Annotated in this window: 17 protein-coding genes; 10 read left to right on the top strand and 7 right to left on the bottom strand. The window is 67.9% G+C overall.

Annotated features, from left to right (window positions below):
• Positions 1-6: 6 nt before the first annotated feature.
• From R5H32_RS12650 to R5H32_RS12625, 6 genes are read right to left on the bottom strand one after another with little or no spacing between them, the layout of a single operon-like run.
• Positions 7-1281 carry an aspartate aminotransferase family protein gene (locus R5H32_RS12650; protein ID WP_318339045.1) on the bottom strand — a complete coding sequence of 425 codons (1275 nt, stop codon included), beginning with the start codon at positions 1279-1281 and terminating at the stop codon, positions 7-9.
• A 9-nt stretch (positions 1282-1290) separates the two neighbouring features.
• Positions 1291-2394 (bottom strand): mandelate racemase/muconate lactonizing enzyme family protein, encoded by a 1104-nt coding sequence (locus tag R5H32_RS12645; RefSeq protein ID WP_318339044.1) that lies wholly within the window; start codon positions 2392-2394, stop codon positions 1291-1293.
• A 3-nt stretch (positions 2395-2397) separates the two neighbouring features.
• Complete coding sequence (locus tag R5H32_RS12640) at positions 2398-3507, bottom strand: mandelate racemase/muconate lactonizing enzyme family protein (protein WP_318339043.1); 1110 nt, start codon at positions 3505-3507, stop codon at positions 2398-2400.
• On the bottom strand, positions 3504-4610 hold the full coding sequence (locus R5H32_RS12635; RefSeq protein ID WP_318339042.1) for a mandelate racemase/muconate lactonizing enzyme family protein: 1107 nt from the start codon (positions 4608-4610) through the stop codon (positions 3504-3506). Before R5H32_RS12635 ends, R5H32_RS12640 begins: the two co-directional genes overlap by 4 nt.
• Positions 4607-5671: an alcohol dehydrogenase family protein gene (locus R5H32_RS12630; RefSeq protein WP_412099020.1), complete on the bottom strand. Its 1065-nt coding sequence runs from the start codon at positions 5669-5671 to the stop codon at positions 4607-4609. The genes R5H32_RS12635 and R5H32_RS12630 overlap by 4 nt, the downstream gene beginning before the upstream one ends.
• Before the next feature lie 5 nt (positions 5672-5676).
• The gene (locus R5H32_RS12625) at positions 5677-8136 is read right to left on the bottom strand and encodes an FAD-dependent oxidoreductase (protein WP_318339040.1); all 2460 of its coding nucleotides are present in this window, start codon (positions 8134-8136) and stop codon (positions 5677-5679) included.
• Between the two features lie 68 nt (positions 8137-8204).
• Between R5H32_RS12625 and R5H32_RS12620 the strand changes: the two genes are divergently transcribed.
• From R5H32_RS12620 to R5H32_RS12600, 5 genes are read left to right on the top strand one after another with little or no spacing between them, the layout of a single operon-like run.
• Entirely contained in the window at positions 8205-9092 is an 888-nt protein-coding gene (locus R5H32_RS12620; RefSeq protein ID WP_318339039.1) for a MurR/RpiR family transcriptional regulator, read from the top strand.
• On the top strand, positions 9089-10177 hold the full coding sequence (locus tag R5H32_RS12615) for an aromatic ring-hydroxylating dioxygenase subunit alpha (RefSeq protein ID WP_318339038.1): 1089 nt from the start codon (positions 9089-9091) through the stop codon (positions 10175-10177). Before R5H32_RS12620 ends, R5H32_RS12615 begins: the two co-directional genes overlap by 4 nt.
• Entirely contained in the window at positions 10170-11618 is a 1449-nt protein-coding gene (locus R5H32_RS12610) for an aldehyde dehydrogenase family protein (RefSeq protein ID WP_318339037.1), read from the top strand. Before R5H32_RS12615 ends, R5H32_RS12610 begins: the two co-directional genes overlap by 8 nt.
• A gap of 15 nt (positions 11619-11633) precedes the next feature.
• A complete protein-coding gene (locus R5H32_RS12605; RefSeq protein ID WP_318339036.1) occupies positions 11634-12350 on the top strand; it encodes a glutathione S-transferase family protein in 717 nt (238 codons plus the stop codon).
• 7 nt (positions 12351-12357) lie between these two features.
• Entirely contained in the window at positions 12358-12747 is a 390-nt protein-coding gene (locus tag R5H32_RS12600; RefSeq protein ID WP_318339035.1) for a carboxymuconolactone decarboxylase family protein, read from the top strand.
• Between the two features lie 26 nt (positions 12748-12773).
• Here the strand turns inward: R5H32_RS12600 and R5H32_RS12595 are convergent, their stop codons facing one another.
• Entirely contained in the window at positions 12774-13793 is a 1020-nt protein-coding gene (locus R5H32_RS12595; RefSeq protein ID WP_318339034.1) for a D-cysteine desulfhydrase, read from the bottom strand.
• Between the two features lie 125 nt (positions 13794-13918).
• Here R5H32_RS12595 and R5H32_RS12590 point away from each other — a divergent pair, with 125 nt between their 5' ends.
• From R5H32_RS12590 to R5H32_RS12570, 5 genes are all read left to right on the top strand, one after another.
• Positions 13919-14803, top strand: a complete 885-nt coding sequence (locus tag R5H32_RS12590) for a LysR family transcriptional regulator (RefSeq protein WP_318339033.1) — start codon at positions 13919-13921, stop codon at positions 14801-14803.
• Between the two features lie 42 nt (positions 14804-14845).
• On the top strand, positions 14846-16324 hold the full coding sequence (glpK, locus tag R5H32_RS12585; protein WP_318339032.1) for a glycerol kinase GlpK: 1479 nt from the start codon (positions 14846-14848) through the stop codon (positions 16322-16324).
• Positions 16325-16387: 63 nt separating this feature from the next.
• The gene (locus R5H32_RS12580) at positions 16388-17191 is read left to right on the top strand and encodes a S49 family peptidase (protein ID WP_318339031.1); all 804 of its coding nucleotides are present in this window, start codon (positions 16388-16390) and stop codon (positions 17189-17191) included.
• A gap of 1 nt (position 17192) precedes the next feature.
• Positions 17193-17357 carry a hypothetical protein gene (locus R5H32_RS12575; protein ID WP_318339030.1) on the top strand — a complete coding sequence of 55 codons (165 nt, stop codon included), beginning with the start codon at positions 17193-17195 and terminating at the stop codon, positions 17355-17357.
• Positions 17354-18133 (top strand): SDR family oxidoreductase, encoded by a 780-nt coding sequence (locus tag R5H32_RS12570; protein WP_318339029.1) that lies wholly within the window; start codon positions 17354-17356, stop codon positions 18131-18133. The genes R5H32_RS12575 and R5H32_RS12570 overlap by 4 nt, the downstream gene beginning before the upstream one ends.
• Positions 18134-18400: the final 267 nt, after the last annotated feature.

Raw genomic sequence — 18400 nt, 5'->3', positions numbered from 1 at the left:
GCGCGCTCAGGCGATCGCGGCGGCGGCCTTTTCGATCGCGGCCTCGGTGAGGTCGAAATCGGCCTCGGTCAGCGCGAGGCAGGGATAGACCTTGCCGGGCGACTTGAAGACCCCGTTCGCGCGCAGGACCGCGTTGAAGGCCGCGCTCTTCTTCGCATCCGCCGCCAACACGTCGCGGTAGGTCCGCACGTCCCGGTCAGTGAAGACCACGTCAAAGAGCGTCGGATGGCCGACGATCCGGTGCGCGACCCCGGCGGCGTCGAGATGGCGGGCGAACATCGCCTGCAACCGCTCGCCATGGGCGCGGAGCGTGGCATAGGCGCCGTCGCGGCGCAGGATCTCCATCGTCTTCAGCCCCGCCACAGCGGCGACCGGGTTGCCCGAGAGCGTGCCGAGCATCATCAGCCACTTGTCGGCGCCGACGATGGCCTTGTCGAAATGGTCCATGATGTCCTTGCGGCCCGCCACCGCCGCCAGGGGGAAGCCGCCGCCGATGATCTTGCCGAGCGTGCAGAGGTCGGGCGTCACGCCGTACGCCTCCTGCGCGCCGCCATAGGCGAAGCGGAACCCGGTCACGACCTCGTCGAAGATGAGAACGATCCCGTAGCGGTCGCAAAGCTCCCGCACCGCCTGCAGGAAACCGGGCGCCGGCGGGATGATCCGTTGCAGCGGCTCGACGATGATACCCGCCACGTCGCCCCCGTGCTCCTTCAGCAGGCTTTCGAGGTAGTCGGGATCGTTGAAGGGCGCGATCAGCATCTCGGCCCGGACCGCCTCGGGGATCCCGGCGCTGTCGGGCACGGCTTGCGGGAAGTTCACCAGCCGCGTCGGCGCAAGACTCATCTGCGCCTCGGCGGACATGCCGTGATAGCCGCCCTCGAACTTCAGGATCTTGTCGCGCCCCGTATGGGCGCGGGCGAGCCGCATCGCGTACATGTCGGCCTCGCCGCCCGAGGAGAGGAAGCGGACCTGCTCGGCGCAGGGCACGGCGCGGCAGATCTCCTCGGCCAGTTCGACGCCGGGGGCATTGTTGGCAAAGAAGGTCATGCCCTTCGGCAACTGCTCCGCCACCACCTCCAGCACCTCGGGGTGGCCGTGGCCGAGAAGCATCGGGCCGGAGCCGATCAGGTAGTCGACATATTCGCGCCCGTCCTCGTCCCAGACGCGAGAACCCTTGCCCTCGCGGATGAACACGGTGGGGTCGAAATTGCCGAAGCCACCGGCCGGGAGCACCGCGCGGGCGCGCTCGGCGAGGGTCTGCATCGGGGTCTTGTCGAGCATTTCGGTCTCCTAGTCGATGACGGCCATGGGCTGGCCGAGAATGTCACTGTCCGGCGCGACCCCGAGCCCCGGCCCTTCCGGCGGGGCGATACGGCCCGCCCGGCGGGCGGGCGCCTCGCGGTCGAGGCGCGGGCCGACGTAACCCGAGAGGTCGCAGGTGTTCAGAAGCATCCGCTCGGGCGTCGCGGCGGCGAGATGCAGAAGTGCCGAGGTAGTGACATCCGAGCCCCAGGTATCCTCGACGCACATCTTCGCGCCGAGATGCAGGCAGAGGTCGCGCGCCCGCCGCATCGGGGAAAGCCCGCCGAACTTCGAGAGTTTCAGCGCAACGGCGTCCATGCAGCCGAGCTCGTAGGCCTTGAGGAGCGAGGCGGTGTCATGCCCGTTCTCGTCGATCTTCATCGGCAGGCCCGTGGCGGCGCGGACGGCGGCGCATTCCTCCAGCGTCGCGCAGGGCTGCTCCAGCATCACGTCCATGCCCGCGACCGCCTTGCCGACCCGCGTCGCGTCGAGCCGTGTGGCACCGCAGTTCCAGTCGCCGTAGACGAGGGGGCCGTCGCCCACCGCCTCGCGGACCATCCTCAAACGTGCCACGTCGGCCCGCCAGTCGCCGTCGGCGCCGAGCTTGACCTGGAACTGGGTGATCCCCTCCCGCTGCGCTTCCCTGGCGATCCGTGCCATCTCCTCCGGCGCGATGCAGGTGATCGAGTGATAAAGCGGCATGTCGGCCATCTGCCGCCCGCCGAGAAGCGCGTGAAGCGGCAGCCCGGCCACCTTGCCGGTGATGTCCCAGAGCGCGAGATCGAGGGCGGACTTGGCATAGGGATGGCCCTGCAGCCAGGCATCGGCGCGGCTCATCACCGCCTCAGGGCCGACCGGGTCGGCGCCGATCAGCACCGGCGCGAGGTATTCCAGCGCCGGGCGCACGCCTTCCGGATAGGCGGGCAGGTAGTGCGGGATCGGGCAGACCTCGCCCCAGCCTTCGACGCCGGCATCGGTGTCGACGCGCAGGACGACCGAGGTGACCGTGTCGCAGGTCTTGCCGCCCGCCATGTGATAGGCGACGTGGCTCGTGAGCGGGACGTCCCAGAGCGTGAGCCGGGTGATCTTCATGGTTCAGACCTCGTAAACCGCGACCGGATCGCCCAGCCGCTCGACTTCAGGGACAACGCCGAGTCCCGGCGCCGAGGGGGGTGTCGCAAAGCCGCCGTCGTTGCGGGCACCCTGCCCCGGCACCGGATCGACGGAAAGATGATAGTGGCAAAGCCAGCTCGCGAGCCGGTTCGCCTCGGGCGTGGCACTCGCCAGATGGATCGCCGCGGTGTCGGCCAAGGCCGAGCCGCCGAGGTCCTCGATATGCATCTGCCAGCCGACCGAGACGCCGAAATCGCGGATCTGCAGCGCCTTCGTGAGGCCGCCCACCCGGTTCGGCTTGACCTTCACGCCCTCGCAGGCACCGAGCCGCCAGGCGTCGAGATGGTCCTGGAACGTGTGCAGGCATTCGTCGAGCATGATCGGGTTGGCGACCCGGCGCGCCACATGGGCGCACTGGTCAAGCGTTTCGCAGGGCTGCTCCACCCAGTCGCGCGCGGCGACCGAATTGAGAACCTGCACCGCGACGGCGGGCGTCCAGGCGCGGTTGATGTCGTAGGTGACCTTCTCGCCCCGTGGAAGTTCCGCCGATATCGCCTCGATCCGCGCGATGTCGGCGCCGATGTCGTGGCCGCCGAGCTTGGCGGAATGGACCCGGTAGCCCTTCTGGCTGGCGCTGCGGATGAGCGCGATCATCTGAGCGGGCGTCCCGGTCGAGATCGAGGAATTGACCGCGACCGGCACCGCCTCGGCGCCGCCGAAGAGCTGCCATAGCGGCATTCCGGCGGTCTGGCCGAGAATGTCCCAGGCCGCCATGTCGATCGCCGACTTGACGTAGAGATGGCCGGGAAGCTGGGTGTCCATCGCCTCGTTGAGGGTGCGCAATGAGCGCGGGTCGCGGCCGAGGATCGCCGGCGCGAGCGTCGCGATACCGGCGCGGATGCCGGGCCCGTGCGCTGGCAGGTAGGTCGTGCCCCAGGGGCAGCCCTCGCCCCAGCCGGTGACGCCTTCGTCGGTCTCTAACCGGACGAAGGTGGAATCGAGCCGCTCGAACTTCAGCCGCCCGCCCGAGAGCCAGTAGGGCTGGACAAGCGGCAGGTCGAGCGCCCAGACCGTGATACGCGTGATCTTCATGCCGCATACTCCGCGACCGGCGCGCCGAGGCTGGCGAAGTCCGGCGTTACACCAAGCCCCGGCGCGTCCGGGGCGATCAGTCGGCCATCCCGCGTGGTCGGCCCGCCGCGACCGGTCGAGCGGGTGTTGTAGTTCATCAGGTCGGTGGTGTTCTGAAGGTACTCTTCCGGTGTCGAGGCGGCGAAATGGGCGACCACGGCGCTCGTGATCTCGCCGCCCCAGGTGTCCTCACTCACCACCGGGATGCGGTTGTCGACGAGGAAATCGCGCACCCGCTTGGCCTTCGACAGCCCGCCGAGGTTGGAGATCTTGAGACAGCAGATCTCCGCCCCCCGGTCGGCGACGATGCGCTGCGCCGCAGCCATCCCGGTCACGCATTCGTCGAGCTTCATCGGCTGTTCAGCCACGCGGCGAACCTGCTGGCATTCCTCGTAGGTCCGGCAGGGCTGTTCGAGGATGAAGTCGAGATCGCGGGTCGCCCGCGCCACCCGGATCGCATTGTCGACGCGCCAGCCCTGGTTGGCATCGGCCATCGCCTTCTCGCCCGGTTTCAAGAGCGGCACGGTGGCGCGGATGCGGTCGATGTCGGTGACCCAGTCGGCGCCGACCTTGATCTGGAACTGGCGATACCCTTGGGCGCGGTAGACCTCCATCTCGGCGACCGTCTCGTCCACCGCCTTCTGCGGCGCCACACGGTACATCGGCGCGGCTTCGGTCAGCTTGCCGCCCATCAGCATCCAGACCGGCTGGCCGGTGGCCTGGCCGAGGATATCCCAGCACGCCGCGTCGAAGGGCGCCTTGGCATAGCCGTGGCCCTGGATCACATGGTCCATGATCCGCTCGATCCGCGCGACCTGCCTCGGGTCCTCGCCGAGGAGCGCCGGGGCCATCAGCCGCGCCGCCGCCTCGACGCCCTCGGAATGGGCGATCATGTAGTTCTCGCCGCAGGGCGTGAACTCGCCGGAGCCCTGAAGCCCGGCATCGGTGTCGATCACCACGACCGAGGCCCTGGCCACGGTGATCGCGTTGCCCGCACCCCAGGCATAGGTTCCGCCGACGTAAGGAAGATCGGTCTTGTAGACGCGGATGCGCGTGATCTTCACGGGGCCACCACGATGTTGCCGGTGTGCTTCTTGTCGATGAAGGCCTGTTGCGCGGCGCGAAGCTCCTTCAGGGGATAGGTCGCGGCGAGCACCGGCTTGATCTCTCCCCGCTCGATGTAGCCCACGACGTCCTTGAAGACATGCGGCGGGACAACGGTCGAGCCGGTGAAGGTCAGGTCCCGCAGGTAGAAGGTACGGAGATCAAGCGTGACCATCGGTCCGGCGATCGCGCCCGAGCAGGTGTAGCGCCCGCCGCGTTCGAGGATGTCGATGAGCGTCGGCCAGTAGGGCCCGCCGACGATGTCGGCGACGACGGTGATCTTCTCGTCCCCGAGCCCCGCGCGCAGGTCCTCCGGCGCTCGCGGCAGGATACGGTCGGGGCCGAGTTTCGCGACCTCTTCGTGCTTGGCCTCCGAGGCCATGGCGATGACCCGCGCGCCGCGCCTCTTGGCAAGCTGGACCAGCGCGCCGCCCACCCCGCCCGATGCGCCGGGGACAAGGACGGTATCGCCGGCCGTCACGTTGGCGCGGCTAAGCATCCCTTCGGCGGTGGTGTAGGAGCAGGAGAAGGTCGCAAGCTCCGCGTCGCTCAGGTCCGACTCCACCGGTATCATGCCGCGCATGTCGCATGTCGCGTATTCGGCGAAGCCGCCGTCCATCTCGGAGCCGAAATATCGGGCCTTGTCCATGTTCGTCGGGTCCGACCAGTCGCGCTGCCAGCCGTCGACCATGACCCTTTTGCCGATCAACGCCGGGTCGGCGCCCTCGCCCACGGCCACGACCTCGCCGACCGCGTCGGCGCCCTGGATGCGCGGAAAGGCAATCGGCGAGCCACCCCAGGTCGGGTCGTTGTCGCCGACCGCCGCATAGGCTCCGCCGGTCGTCGCCTCGCTCACCGCCTTGGAATACCAGCCCGAGCGGGTGTTGACGTCGGTGTTGTTGAGCCCGCAGGCGCCGACCTTGATCAGCACCTCCATCGGGCCGGGTTCGGGCCGCGGCCAGTCCTCGTGCCAGACGTATTTGTCGAGCCCGCCGTGGCCGGTCAGGACCATCGCCTTCATCGTGCTCATGCTTCCGCCACCTCCCTGGCCTCGGTTCGGGGTTTCAGGTTTTCGGGATCGTAGACCGGCTCGCCGAGCACCTTGGCGCGGCGCGGCTCGCCCATGATCACGACCTCGAGCTCGGTGCCCGGTTTCGCGTGGTCCGCCTTCACATAGGCGAAGGCGAGGAGCTTGCCGGTGCCGTGGCCGAAGGCGATGGAGCTGACCGTGCCGACCTGCTTGCCGGCAATGATCACCGCTTCGCCGCCGTTGCCGTCCGAACGGCCGTCGTCGGCCACTTCCAGATAGGCGCAGACCCAGCGGAGCGGCTTCGCCGCCGCCGCCTCGGTGGCCGCCTTGCCGCGGAACTCCTTGTCGAGACGCACGAAGCGCATCACGTCGGCCTCGGGCAGTGTCACCTCGTTCGTGAGCTCGCCCGCCCCCTTGAAGCCCTTCTCCATCCGCATCGCGTTCATCGCGAAGGAGCCGTAGTTGACCATCCCATGCGCCTTGCCCGCCGCCTTCAGCGCCCGGAACGCGCCGAGGATCGCGGCGCGGTCCCCGTGGAACTCCCAGCCAAGCTCGCCCGCGTAGGACATGCGGAAGGCCCAGAGCCTGTGACCGCCGACCGCGATCTCCTGCGCGGTCATCCACTTGAAGCCGGCATTGCTGAGCTCCGCACCGGTGCAGGCCCCGAGGATATCGCGCGCCTTCGGACCGTTCAGCGCCAGCGCGCCCCAGCCGGTCGAGCGGTTGGTGATTGTGACGTTCTCTGACTTCCTCGCGAAGGTCAGGTAATCGACCAGCCGCTGTTCGAAGAAGGCCGCACAGACGAGGTAGAGCCGGTCTTCCGCGAGCCGGACAACGGTCGTCTCAAGCTCGATCCGACCGTTGTCGTTCAGAAGATGCGTGAGGCCGATCCGGCCCACGGCGGGCAGCTTGTTCGGCACCAGCCGGTCGAGGAACGCCGCCGCGTCCGGGCCCGAGACCTCGACCTTCGAGAAGGCCGAGATGTCCATGATGCCCGCCTTCTCCCGCACCGCGCGGACCTCGGCGCCGACGATGTCGTGCAGTTTCGTGCGGCGGAAGCCGTAGATGTCCTTGGCCTCCGTGCCTTCCGGCGCGAACCAGCGCGGACGCTCGTGGCCGTAGACCTCTTCGAAGACCGCGCCTTCGGCCTTGAGGTCCTCGTAGAGCGCGGAGGGCTTCACCGGCCGCCCTTCGAGGCGGTTGAAGAACGGGAAAGGGATCTCGTGGCGGAGAAGGTAGTCCTCCTTGGCCTTGGTGATCTGGTAGGCCTTGTCGGCATAGGGTCCGAAGCGGCGCGGATCGAACTCGCGCATGTTGATGTCGGCGGCACCATGGACCATCCAGCGCGCCAGTTCCCGCGTCAGCCCCGGCCCCCAGCCGATGCCGATCTGGGTGCCGCAGCAGCACCAGTAGTTCTTCAGACCCGGCGCCGGACCGATCAGCGGGTTGCCGTCGGGCGGATGCGAGATCGCGCCGTGAACTTCGCGGGTGATCCCGAGATCGGCGAGAATCGGCATCCGGTCCATCGCGTTTTCGAGCCAGGGCATGATCCGGTCATAGTCCGGCTCGAAGAGCTCGTTCTCGGCCTCCCAAGGGCAGTGGTCTTCCCACACCGTGTTCGGATTGGCCTTCTCGTAGATGCCGATCAGGCCCTTCTTCTGCTCCATGCGGATGTAGCCCGAAACCAGCCGGTCATCGCGCACGACGGGCAGTTCCTTGTCGAGCGCCTGGAACTCGGGAACCGTGTCAGTGATCAGGTAATGGTGCGTCATCGAGGTCGCAGGCAGATCGTAGCCCGACCAGAGCGCCACCTGCCGCGCATAGGTGCCGCCGGCGTTGACGACATGCTCGCAGGTGATGTTGCCCTCTTCGGTCTCGACCAGCCACTCGCCATTTTCCTGCTGGGTCACATTCGTCGCCCTGCAGCGGCGAATCACCTTCACGCCAAGCTGCCGCGCCCCCTTGGCGAGCGCGAAGGCCGCCCCCGCCGGGTCGACATGGCCGTCGTCGGGCGTGTGCAAGGCCGCCTTCACGCCCTCGAGATTGTAGAACGGATGCAGTTCCCGGATCCGCTCCGGCCCGACGATCTCCATAGGGAAGCCGAGCCCCTTGCCGACCGAAATCGTCTGGTGCAGCCAGTCAAGCTCGTCCTCGGTATAGGCGAGGCGCAGGGATCCGCAGCCATGCCAGGTCACCGATTGTTCGGTCTCGGCCTCCAGCACCTTCGAATAGAGGTCGATGTTGTAGCCCACGCATTTGCCGAGCGCGAAGCTACTGGTCGAATGCGTGATCTGACCGGCGGCATGCCAGGTGGAGCCAGAGGTCAGCTCCGACTTTTCCAGCAAGACGACATCCGTCCAGCCCTCATGCGCAAGGTGATAGGCAAGGCCGCAGCCCATGATCCCGCCGCCGATGATGACGACGCGGGCGGTGGAGGGCAGAGCGCGTTCCGACATTGATTTTTCCCGAGATGAGTCGTGTTTCCTCTCGACAGGCTAATGGGACAACTATACCATCGTCAACCATGAATGGCACAGATGTAACATCAATCGTCCTGAACCGCCTCACCGATGAGTTCGAGACGCTGACGCCCGAGGCGCAGAAAGCGGCGCGCTACGTGCTTGAGAACCCGCATTGCGTGGGTGTCTCGACCGTGCGCGAGATCGCCGAATTCGCCAATGTGAAGCCCAATACCGTGGTGCGGATGGCGCGCCAGGTCGGATTCGAGGGCTACGAGGATTTCCGCGCCGCCTTCCGCGAGGCGATCCGCAGCGGGCCGGCGGGCTTCCCCGACCGGGTGCGCTGGTTGCAGGACGTCTCGAAAACGGGCGACCTCGGCGGACTCTATGCCGAGATGGTCGGTTCCGCGATTCGCAACATCGAGGAGACCTTCGCGAAGATCGACGCCGAGGCGCTGAAGGCGGCGGCCGGGGCGATCTGGGCCTCGCGCCGGGTCTATACGCTCGGTGTCGGCGTCAACAACGCCAATGCCCGCAACTTCACCTACCTCGCCTCGACCGGCATGGTGGAGTTCCACGCGATCCCGCAGGCGGGCTCGAACGCCGCCGACGACATTGCCTGGGCGGACGAACGCGACGTGCTGATCGCCATCACCTGCCGCCCCTACCGGCGCGAGGTCGTCGACACCGTCAGAATCGCCCGCGAGCAGGGCGTCAACGTGATCGCCATCTCCGACAGCCCGGCGAGCCCGATCGTCACGGCCGCCCAGCACCGCTTCACCGTGTCCGTCGACACGCCGCAGTTCTTCCCCTCGTCGGTCTCCACGATCGCGCTTCTCGAAACGCTCCTCAGCTTCGTGATCGCGGTCGCCAGCCCCGAGATCGTCGAACGGGTCGAGAAGTTTCACAAACGCCGGCACCAGCTCGGTCTCTATCTGGAGGATCCCGAATGAACGCTCCACTCGTCCATTCGCTCGACGCCCGTTATTACACCGACCCCGCGATCTTCGAGAAGGAGATGAAGGGGCTTCTCGCCCGCACATGGCAGTTCGCCGGCCACGAAAGCCAAGTGCGCAATCCCGGCGACTACTTCACCTTCGAGATCGCGGGCGAGAGCCTGTTCTGCATCCGCGGCCGCAACGGCGAACTGCGCACCTTCTACAACGTCTGCCAGCACCGCGCCCACCAGATGGTCGAGGGCTCCGGCACCACGCGGGTCGTCGTCTGCCCCTACCACGCCTGGACCTACGAACTCTCGGGCGAGCTGCGCGCCGGGCCGAATGTCAACTCGGTGCCGGGCTTCGACCGCAAGAAGATCTGCCTGACCCCGGTCCGGACCGAAAGCTTCCACGGCTATATCTTCGTCAATCTCGACGACAACGCTGCACCGATGGACGAATGGTATCCCGGCGTGCGCGAGGAGCTTGGCGAATATGTCCCGAACATCGCCGAACTCGAACCGCTCGAATGGGTCGAGATCCCCGAGAAGTGCAACTGGAAGGTCTCGGTCGAGAACTATTCCGAATGCTACCACTGCTCGATCAACCATCCGACCTTCGCGACCGGCGTGATCCGGCCCGAAACCTACGACATCCAGCCGATGAACCGGGGCTACGTCCTGCGCCACACGACCGAGTGCCAGGACCTCTCCAAGATGACCTATCCGATCGACACCACGGTGCCGCACGGCGGCGAGTACCGGTCGTTCTTCCTCTGGCCGATGTTCTCGTTCCAGGTCTATCCGGGCAATGTGCTGAACACCTACCACTGGCGCGCCCATGACGTAGACAGCTGCACCGTCTGGCGCGGCTGGTACACGCCCGGCGGCGTCGACAGCGAGGTGATCCGGCGGTTGGCCATTCAGGACCGGGCGACGACGGTCGAGGAGGATATCCGCCTCGTCGAAAGCGTGTCGAAAGGGCTGAAGAGCCGCGGCTACCGGCCGGGTCCGCTGGTGCTGGACCCCGATTGCGGGCTGAATTCCGAACACTCGATCCAGACGCTGCAGCAGTGGATGCGCGAGGCCGTCGATGCGTGACGTGGCACCCTTCTGGCAGAACTGGATCGGCGGCGACTGGGTCGACGGCGGTGCCGGCCGCATCGCCGTCACCGACCCTGGCACCGGCGAGCCCCTCGCCGAACAGGCGCTCGCCGATGCCGCCGATGTCGCCCGCGCGGTCGCGGCGGCGCGGGTCTGCCACGAGAGCGGCGCGCTCTCCGACCTCCGCCCGGTCGAACGCGGCCGCATGGTGCAGGCGATGGGCCGCTACCTTCTCGACAATCTGGGCGAGATCGCGCGGCTCCTGACGCTCGAACAGGGCAAGCCGCTCTGGGAGGCGGAGATCGAGGTCCGGGGGGCCGCGCGCTACTTCGAGTATTACGGCAACCAGGCCGAGACGGTGGAGGGCCGCTCGGTCCCGCTCGGCGCGGGCTATTTCGACTTCACCACGCATGAACCCTACGGCGTCTCGGCGCAGATCATCCCTTGGAACTATCCTCTGGAGATGACCGCGCGGTCACTCTCGGCGGCCCTTGCCACCGGCAATGCCTGCGTGATCAAGACGCCGGAACTGACGCCGCTCACCAATGCCTGGATCGCCCGCACCGCCGAGGCGGTTGGCCTGCCGAAAGGCGCGGTCAACGTGCTCTGCGGCCTCGGGGCCGAGGCGGGCGCGGCTCTTTCGGCCCATCCCGGCGTCAACCAGATCGTCTTCACCGGCTCGGTCCCGACCGGCATCGCCATCGCCACGGCGGCGGCGAAGAACGTGGTCCCTTGCGTGCTGGAGCTTGGCGGCAAGTCCGCCGCCATCGTCCATGACGACGCCGATCTCGACGCCTTCCTGTCGGATGTCCGCTGGGGCATCTTCTTCAACGCCGGCCAGGTCTGTTCCGCCATGAGCCGGGTGATCGCCTCCGAGCGGATCCATGACGAGCTCGTCGACCGCATCGCCGGGCTCGCGGCCTCGCTGAAGGTCGGCCCCGGCATCGAGCAGCCGGAGTTCGGCCCCACGATGGGCGCGATGGTCTCCGAGGCCCAGCGCGACCGCGCCGAGGGCATGGTCCGCGCCGCCGAGGCCGAGGGCGCGACCGTCGTGACTGGCGGCCGCAAGCTCAACCGCCCCGGCGCGTTCCTCGAACCGACGGTGCTGCGGGTCACCCCCGACATGGCCATTGCACGGAACGAGGTCTTCGGCCCGGTGCTCTCGGTCCTGAAGTTCCGCAGCGACGAGGAGGCGATCGCCATCGCCAACTCGACCGACTACGGCCTTGTCGGCGGCGTCTTCACCCGCGATCTCGACCGCGCGACGCGCGCGGCGCGGAAGCTCCGCGCGGGCCAGGTCTTCGTCAACGAATGGTACGCGGGCGGCGTGGAAACCCCCTTCGGCGGCTACGGCAAATCCGGCTACGGTCGCGAAAAGGGGCGCGAGGCCTTGTGGAACTACGTCCAGACCAAGAACATCGCGATCAGGCTGCGGTAGCGCCGGGAGGCGGCGATGGACTACACGCTCTATTACTGGCCACTGCCCTTCCGGGGCCATTTCGTGCGCTATGTGCTCGCCCATGCCGGCGCGGCGTGGGACGAGGGCGATCCATCGGACCTGGCACGTCTGAAGGCGCTTCCCGTCGGGGAGCAGCCGGTGCCGTTCATGGCCCCGCCGTTCCTCCACGATCACGCGGCCGGTCTCTGGCTGTCGCAACTGCCGGCGATCCTTCTTCACCTCGGGCGCGGGCACGGCCTGCTTCCCGAGGATCCCGCCCGCGCCGCGCTGACGCTGAAGCTCGTCTGCGATGCCAACGACGTCCTGGAGGAGATCACCTGCAACTGCGGCCGGACGATGTGGGCGAGGGCCGACTGGGACGATTTCGCCGCGACCCGCCTGCCGCGCTGGATGGCGATCTTCGAGGAAACCGGCCGCCGCCACGGGTTGACCGCCGGGGCAGGCACGATGCTCGGAACCGATGCGCCGGGGCTCGCGGACCTCGCGACCGCCGCGCTCTGGCACACGATGGGCGCGAAGCTGCCCCGGCTGGGCGGGATGCTGCGCCGAAACGCGCCCCGCGTCGCCGCGCTGTCCGAGCGGATCGCGGCCCTGCCGGAGATCGCCGCGATGATCGCCCGCGAGGATGCGCGGACCGGTGCGGCCTATTGCGGCGGACAGATCGAGCGGTCGCTGCGCGCCATGCTCGAAGAAACGGAACACAGGACATGAGGGCCAGATGACTGCATTCGACGACGATCTCTTCAAAAAGGGCCTCGCCCAGCGCAAGGCGACGCTCGGCGCGGAATACGTCGAGAAGAACCTCGCCGCCGCCGACGATTTCACGCGGCCGTTCCAGGAGGCGATGACCGCCTGGTGCTGGGGCTTCGGCTGGGGCGACGAGGTGATCGAGCCGAAGACGCGCTCGATGATGAACCTCGCGATGATCGGCGCGCTCGGCAAGATGCACGAATGGGAAGTGCACTGCCGCGGCGCCATCAACAACGGCGTCACCAAGGACGAGATCCGCGCCATCATCCATGTCGTCGGCATCTATTGCGGCGTGCCGCAGGCGCTCGAATGCTTCCGGGTGGCGCGGAAGGTGCTGGAGGAGAACGGGGCGGCCTGAGGCCGCCCGCGCGCCCCGCGCGACGGTCAGGCGGCCTGCCAGCGCGACTTGAAGTCGAAGGCGAAGTCGTAGCCGAAGAGCCCCGCCGCGCCGCCGGTATGGAGAAAGACCACCCGCTCGCCCTTCTTGAAATGGCCCTTGCGGATCAGGTCGATGAAGCCCGCCGCACCCTTCGACGAATAGACCGGGTCCAGCAGGATCGCCTCCAGTTCGGCGAACATCCGGATCGCCTCGAGCCCGCTTTCGGTCGGGATGCCGTAGCCCGCGCCGACGTAGTCGGTGTTCGCGACCACGTCCTCGCGCTTCACGACCCCGGCGCAGCCGAGCTTCTCGGCGGTCGCGCAGGCGAGGTTGAAGACGTTCTCCTCCTGCTTCGGCTTCGGCGCGCGCACGCCGATGCCGAGAAGCGGGATCTGCGCGTTCATCGCCTTGAGGCCGGTGATCAGCCCGGCCTGTGTGCCGGCGGAGCCGGTGGCATGGACGATATGATCGATCTTCAGCCCGCCGGCATTGGCCTGTTGCAGGATCTCGAAGGCGCAGTTGACATAGCCGAGCGCGCCGGTCGCGTTCGAGCCGCCGCCGGGGATCGTGTAGACCTTCTTGCCTTCGGCGCGGAGCCGGTCGGCGACCGCTTCCATCTCGGCATTCATGTCGCCGCCGCCGGGCCGCTTCTCGGTCGTCGCACCGTGCAGGTGGTCGAGAAGCACGTTGCCGTTGTTGTTGTAGTTGGCGTCGTTCGAGCCGGTGCGATCCTCGAGCAGGATATGGCACTTCATCCCGAGCTTGGCCGCGAAGGCGGCGGTCTGGCGAGCGTGGTTCGACTGCGTCGCACCTTGCGTCATCACCAGTTCGGCGCCCTGCGCCTCGGCCTCGGCCATCAGGAATTCGAGCTTGCGGGTCTTGTTGCCGCCGGTCGAAAGCCCGGTGCAATCGTCGCGCTTGATCCAGATTTCGGGGCCGCCGAGTTCCTTCGTCAGCCGGTCGAGCCGTTCGAGCGGCGTCGGCAGATGGGCGAGGAAATGGCGCGGGAAGCGGGCGAGATGCATGGGCCGGGCTCCTTCAAATTGACCTGTTCGACACATACAGGGCGCATGATCCGCCATCAAATGCGTTATTCGCGTCACAACTTTCCTGAATTGCAAGTTACACCCGCAGCGCCTAGACTTGACCGATGCGGCTCGACTGGCTCGACGACATTCTCGCGGTGCTCGACACCGGCTCCTTCGCAAGGGCGGCGGAGGCGCGCCACCTCACGCAGTCGGCCTTCACCCGGCGCATCCGCGCGATCGAGGACAGCATCGGCGCCGAGCTTTTCGACCGCAACCGCAAGCCGGTGGCGCTCTTGCCCACGGTGCGGGCGCAGGAACCCGAGATGCGGGCGCTGGCCGCGGGCCTGAGGCGGCTCCGCGACACGCTCAGGCGGTCGGGCACCGGCGGGGCCGGTGCGATCTCGCTCGCCTGCCAGCACGCGATCACCACCACCGTCTCGCCGCGGCTGGTGGCGCTTCTCACCGCACAAGGCGGCCATTCGGTCCGGGTCCGTTCGGGCAACCGCGACGAATGCCTCTTGAAGCTGCTCGCGGGCGAGGTCGATTTCGCGGTGATGTACGCACTGCCCGGAGAACCCGCCCTGCCCGAGGAACGCGGCTTCGACGCGGTGACGCTCGGCGCCGACACGTTCCTGCCGGTCGCGGCACCGGGCATCACCGGGGGCGCGGGCGACTGGCCGCTCATCGCCTATCCCGCCGACGTCTTCCTCGGCCAGATCATGGACCGCGCGATCCTGCCGCGGGTGCCGGAGCAGATCCGCTTCGCCCGCCGGGCCGAGACCGCGCTCACCCTCGCCGCCTGCGAATACGCGCTCGCCGGGATCGGCATCGCCTGGCTGCCACGCTCGATGGTCGCCGGGGCACTCACCGACGGAAGGCTCGTGGCGCTTGATGACCAACTGCCGGATCAAAAGCTCGACATCCGCATGATCCGGCTCGCCGGCGCCTCCGCCCCGGCGCTCGACACCGCCTGGGCGCGGCTCTCGGAGGGCTGGCGCGGCGTGTGAAGCGCGGGCAGGATGTGCAGGGACCATAGGACCGGAGGGCGCATGAGCTACATTCTCGCCATCGACCAGGGCACGACGTCGAGCCGGGCGATCCTGTTCGACCAGGCGCTTGCGGTCGCCGCCATCGCGCAGGAGGAGTTCGCGCAGCACTACCCCGCCTCGGGTTGGGTCGAGCACGCCCCCGAGGACCTCTGGAAAACGGTGATCGTGACCGCCCGCGCGGCGCTGGCCAAGGCCGGGATCGACGCAGCCGAGGTCGCCGCCATCGGCATCACCAACCAGCGCGAGACGACGCTGGTCTGGGATCGCAAGACCGGCGCGCCGATCCATCGCGCCATCGTCTGGCAGGACCGGCGCACCGCCGCGATCTGCCAGCGGCTCAAGGCCGACGGGCACGAAGCCATGGTCACCCGCCGCACCGGCCTGCTGCTCGATCCCTATTTCTCCGGTACCAAGCTCGCCTGGCTGCTCGACAATGTCGAAGGCGCGCGGGAAAAGGCAAGGAGGGGCGATCTCCTGTTCGGCACGGTCGACTGCTACCTGATCTGGAAGCTCACGGACGGGCGCGTTCATTCAACCGACGCCACCAACGCGGCGCGGACGCTGCTGTACAACATCCGCGAGGGGCGCTGGGACGAGGAGATTTGCGGCCTTCTCGACATTCCCCTCGAAATGCTGCCGGAGGTCCGCGACTGCGCCGCGGATTACGGGATGACCATGCCCGAGCTGCTCGGCCGCGCGGTGCCGATCCTCGGCGTCGCCGGCGACCAGCAGGCGGCGACCATCGGCCAGGCCTGCTTCCAGCCCGGCATGATGAAATCGACCTACGGTACCGGCTGCTTCGCGCTTCTCAATACCGGCGCGACATTGGTCGAGAGCAAGAACCGCCTCCTTGGGACCATCGCCTACCAGCTCGGCGGCAGGCCGACCTACGCGCTCGAAGGCTCGATCTTCATCGCCGGGGCGGTCGTGCAGTGGCTGCGCGACGGGCTGAGGATCATCGCCGCGGCGGGCGACACGCAGGCCCTCGCAGAGGCCGCCGATCCGGCGCAGGATCTCGTGCTCGTGCCCGCCTTCACCGGGCTCGGCGCACCCTACTGGAACGCCGAGTGCCGCGGCGCGGTCTTCGGGCTCACTCGCAATTCCGGACCGGCCGAGGTCGCCCGCGCCGCGCTCGAAAGCGTCGGATACCAGACCCGCGACCTGCTGGAGGCGATGCGCGCCGACGGCGGGGGCGAGGGCGTTCTGCGCGTCGATGGCGGCATGACCGCCTCGGACTGGACGATGCAGTTCCTCGCCGACATCATCGGCGCGCCGGTGGACCGGCCCCGCGTGCTGGAGACGACCGCGCTCGGCGCGGCATGGCTCGCCGGTTCGCGGGCCGGGCTCTATCCCGACGCCGAGGGCTTCGCGAAGGGCTGGGCACGCGACCGGCGCTTCGAGCCCGGGATGGACGAGGCTACGCGCCGCGCGAAATACGACCGCTGGAAGCTCGCGGTGGCGGCGACGCTCTCGGCCTGAGGCCGCGTGCCGGGCGAGCATCCACTATTGTTCCGCGGCCCGGCGCGGATTACATCGGAGCCCATGAAACGCTTGCTCCCCTTTCTCAAGTCGCCGCCGAAGGTCGCGGTGATCCGCCTCCAGGGCATCATCAGCACCGCCGGGCGGATGGGGGCGGGGCTCAACGACGCCACCCTCGCGCCGGTGATCGAGAAGGCCTTCCGCCGCGGCAAGCCCGCCGCCGTGGCGCTCGCGATCAACTCGCCGGGCGGCTCGCCGGTGCAATCGGCGCTGATCGCCGCTCGCATCCGCCGGCTGGCGGAGGAGAAGAAGATCCCGGTCCATGCCTTCGTCGAGGACGTGGCGGCCTCTGGCGGCTACTGGCTGGCGACGGCGGGAGACGACATCTGGGTCGATGCGAGTTCGGTACTCGGCTCGATCGGCGTGATCTCGGCGAGCTTCGGCTTTCCCGAATTCCTCGCCCGCCACGGGATCGAGCGGCGCGTCCACACCGCGGGCGAGTCGAAGAGCTTCCTCGACCCGTTCCGCCCGGAAAAGCCCGAGGACGTGGCGCGGCTGCACGCGATCCTCTCCCCGATCCACGACGCCTTCAAGGCCCAGGTCGGCGGCCGGCGCGGGGCGCGGCTGGCGGGTGAGAAGGACCTCTTCACCGGCGATGTCTGGGTCGGTCAGGCGGCGGTCGACGAGGGGCTCGCCGACGGCGTCGCCCATCTCGTGCCGAAGCTGAAGGCGCTTTACGGAGAGAAGGTGAAGCTCGTGCCGTACGGCATGAAGCGGTCGATCTTCCAGCGCATCGGCGGCCGGGTCCTCGGCGAGGCGCTCGACCAGATCGAGGAGCGCGCGCTCTGGGCGCGCTACGGGCTCTGACATGGTCAAGATCGTCACCTTCTTCCTGATCGGCATGGCCATCCTGGCGATCTTCGGGCGGCTGCGGTTCCCCCGCATCGGCCCGAAGCGCGGCGCGGCGCGCTGCCCGTCCTGCGGCCGGCCGATGATCGGCCGCGGCCCCTGCGACTGTGGAGGCAAGGCATGAAACACGCGCTCGTCACCGGCGCGGCGCACCGGCTTGGCCGGGCAATGGCGCTCTACCTCGCAGGCCGTGGCCACGATGTGGCGATCCACTATGCAAGTTCGGCCGGGGCCGCCGAGGCGCTGGCGGACGAGGCCCGCGCCTTGGGCGTCAAGGCCGCCACGCTCCAGGCCGATCTCCTGATCGAGGCCGAGACGCGGGCGCTTGTGAGCCGCGCCACCGACGCGCTCGGCGGGCCGCTCACAGTGCTCGTCAACAACGCCTCGATCTTCGAATACGACAACATCCGCACCGCGACCCGGCAAAGCTGGGACCGCCACATCGAGTCGAACCTGCGCGCGCCGGTGGCGCTGACCCAGGACTTCGCGGCCCAGGCGCCGAAGGCGCTGCGCGACGCCGATGGCGAACTGCGCGCGCAGGCACTTGTGATCAACATGCTCGACCAGCGGGTGCGCAAGCTCACGCCCGAGTTCATGTCCTACACGATTGCCAAGATGGGGCTCTGGGCCTTCACCCAGACCGCCGCACGGGCGCTCGGCCCCGATATCCGCGTCAACGCGATCGGACCCGGCTCGACCCTGCAGGGCGCCAAGCAGACCGAGGCCCAGTTTCGCGCCCAGCGCGCCGGGTCGATCCTCGCGCGTGGCGCGAACCCCGAGGATATCTGCGCGGCGCTTGGGTATTTCCTTGATGCGCCTGCCGTCACGGGCCAGTTGATCTGCGCCGATGGCGGCCAGCACCTGGGCTGGAAAACACCCGATATTCTGGGTGTGGACTAGCAACTATCAGCGGAAAATCGTGGCGCACGGGCTTGACTTGTCCACCCGTAACAGACCGGTAACGGCGGCGTTACGATTCTCTCAATGCTATCAGCGATTTGCCCAGATCACGAAAAAATCTGTTTATTTTCAGTTTCTTGATGAGCGCCTAAAATTTGGGCAATCCAACGAACCCTGCCGAAAACAAGGAAAATTCCGGAGCGCTTGAAACTTGTCACCAGAGTTATCCACAAAATCGGTGGACATGTTTTCTCTTGATCCGGACGG

Origin of the sequence: Defluviimonas sp. D31 (assembly GCF_033436765.1) — a bacterium.
GTDB lineage: Bacteria > Pseudomonadota > Alphaproteobacteria > Rhodobacterales > Rhodobacteraceae > Albidovulum.
This window is presented reverse-complemented; position numbering and strand designations above follow the sequence as displayed.

What these genes read in the sequence shown, in the direction of transcription:
- R5H32_RS12580 (WP_318339031.1), top strand. Translation starts at nt 16,388, where the DNA reads ATGAAACGCTTGCTCCCCTTTCTCAAGTCGCCGCCGAAGGTCGCGGTG.
- R5H32_RS12610 (WP_318339037.1), top strand. Translation starts at nt 10,170, where the DNA reads ATGCGTGACGTGGCACCCTTCTGGCAGAACTGGATCGGCGGCGACTGG.
- R5H32_RS12595 (WP_318339034.1), bottom strand. Translation starts at nt 13,793, where the DNA reads ATGCATCTCGCCCGCTTCCCGCGCCATTTCCTCGCCCATCTGCCGACG.
- R5H32_RS12650 (WP_318339045.1), bottom strand. Translation starts at nt 1,281, where the DNA reads ATGCTCGACAAGACCCCGATGCAGACCCTCGCCGAGCGCGCCCGCGCG.
- R5H32_RS12625 (WP_318339040.1), bottom strand. Translation starts at nt 8,136, where the DNA reads ATGTCGGAACGCGCTCTGCCCTCCACCGCCCGCGTCGTCATCATCGGC.
- R5H32_RS12645 (WP_318339044.1), bottom strand. Translation starts at nt 2,394, where the DNA reads ATGAAGATCACCCGGCTCACGCTCTGGGACGTCCCGCTCACGAGCCAC.
- R5H32_RS12590 (WP_318339033.1), top strand. Translation starts at nt 13,919, where the DNA reads ATGCGGCTCGACTGGCTCGACGACATTCTCGCGGTGCTCGACACCGGC.
- R5H32_RS12605 (WP_318339036.1), top strand. Translation starts at nt 11,634, where the DNA reads ATGGACTACACGCTCTATTACTGGCCACTGCCCTTCCGGGGCCATTTC.
- R5H32_RS12600 (WP_318339035.1), top strand. Translation starts at nt 12,358, where the DNA reads ATGACTGCATTCGACGACGATCTCTTCAAAAAGGGCCTCGCCCAGCGC.
- glpK (WP_318339032.1), top strand. Translation starts at nt 14,846, where the DNA reads ATGAGCTACATTCTCGCCATCGACCAGGGCACGACGTCGAGCCGGGCG.
- R5H32_RS12640 (WP_318339043.1), bottom strand. Translation starts at nt 3,507, where the DNA reads ATGAAGATCACGCGTATCACGGTCTGGGCGCTCGACCTGCCGCTTGTC.
- R5H32_RS12570 (WP_318339029.1), top strand. Translation starts at nt 17,354, where the DNA reads ATGAAACACGCGCTCGTCACCGGCGCGGCGCACCGGCTTGGCCGGGCA.
- R5H32_RS12575 (WP_318339030.1), top strand. Translation starts at nt 17,193, where the DNA reads ATGGTCAAGATCGTCACCTTCTTCCTGATCGGCATGGCCATCCTGGCG.
- R5H32_RS12630 (WP_412099020.1), bottom strand. Translation starts at nt 5,671, where the DNA reads ATGAAGGCGATGGTCCTGACCGGCCACGGCGGGCTCGACAAATACGTC.
- R5H32_RS12620 (WP_318339039.1), top strand. Translation starts at nt 8,205, where the DNA reads ATGAATGGCACAGATGTAACATCAATCGTCCTGAACCGCCTCACCGAT.
- R5H32_RS12615 (WP_318339038.1), top strand. Translation starts at nt 9,089, where the DNA reads ATGAACGCTCCACTCGTCCATTCGCTCGACGCCCGTTATTACACCGAC.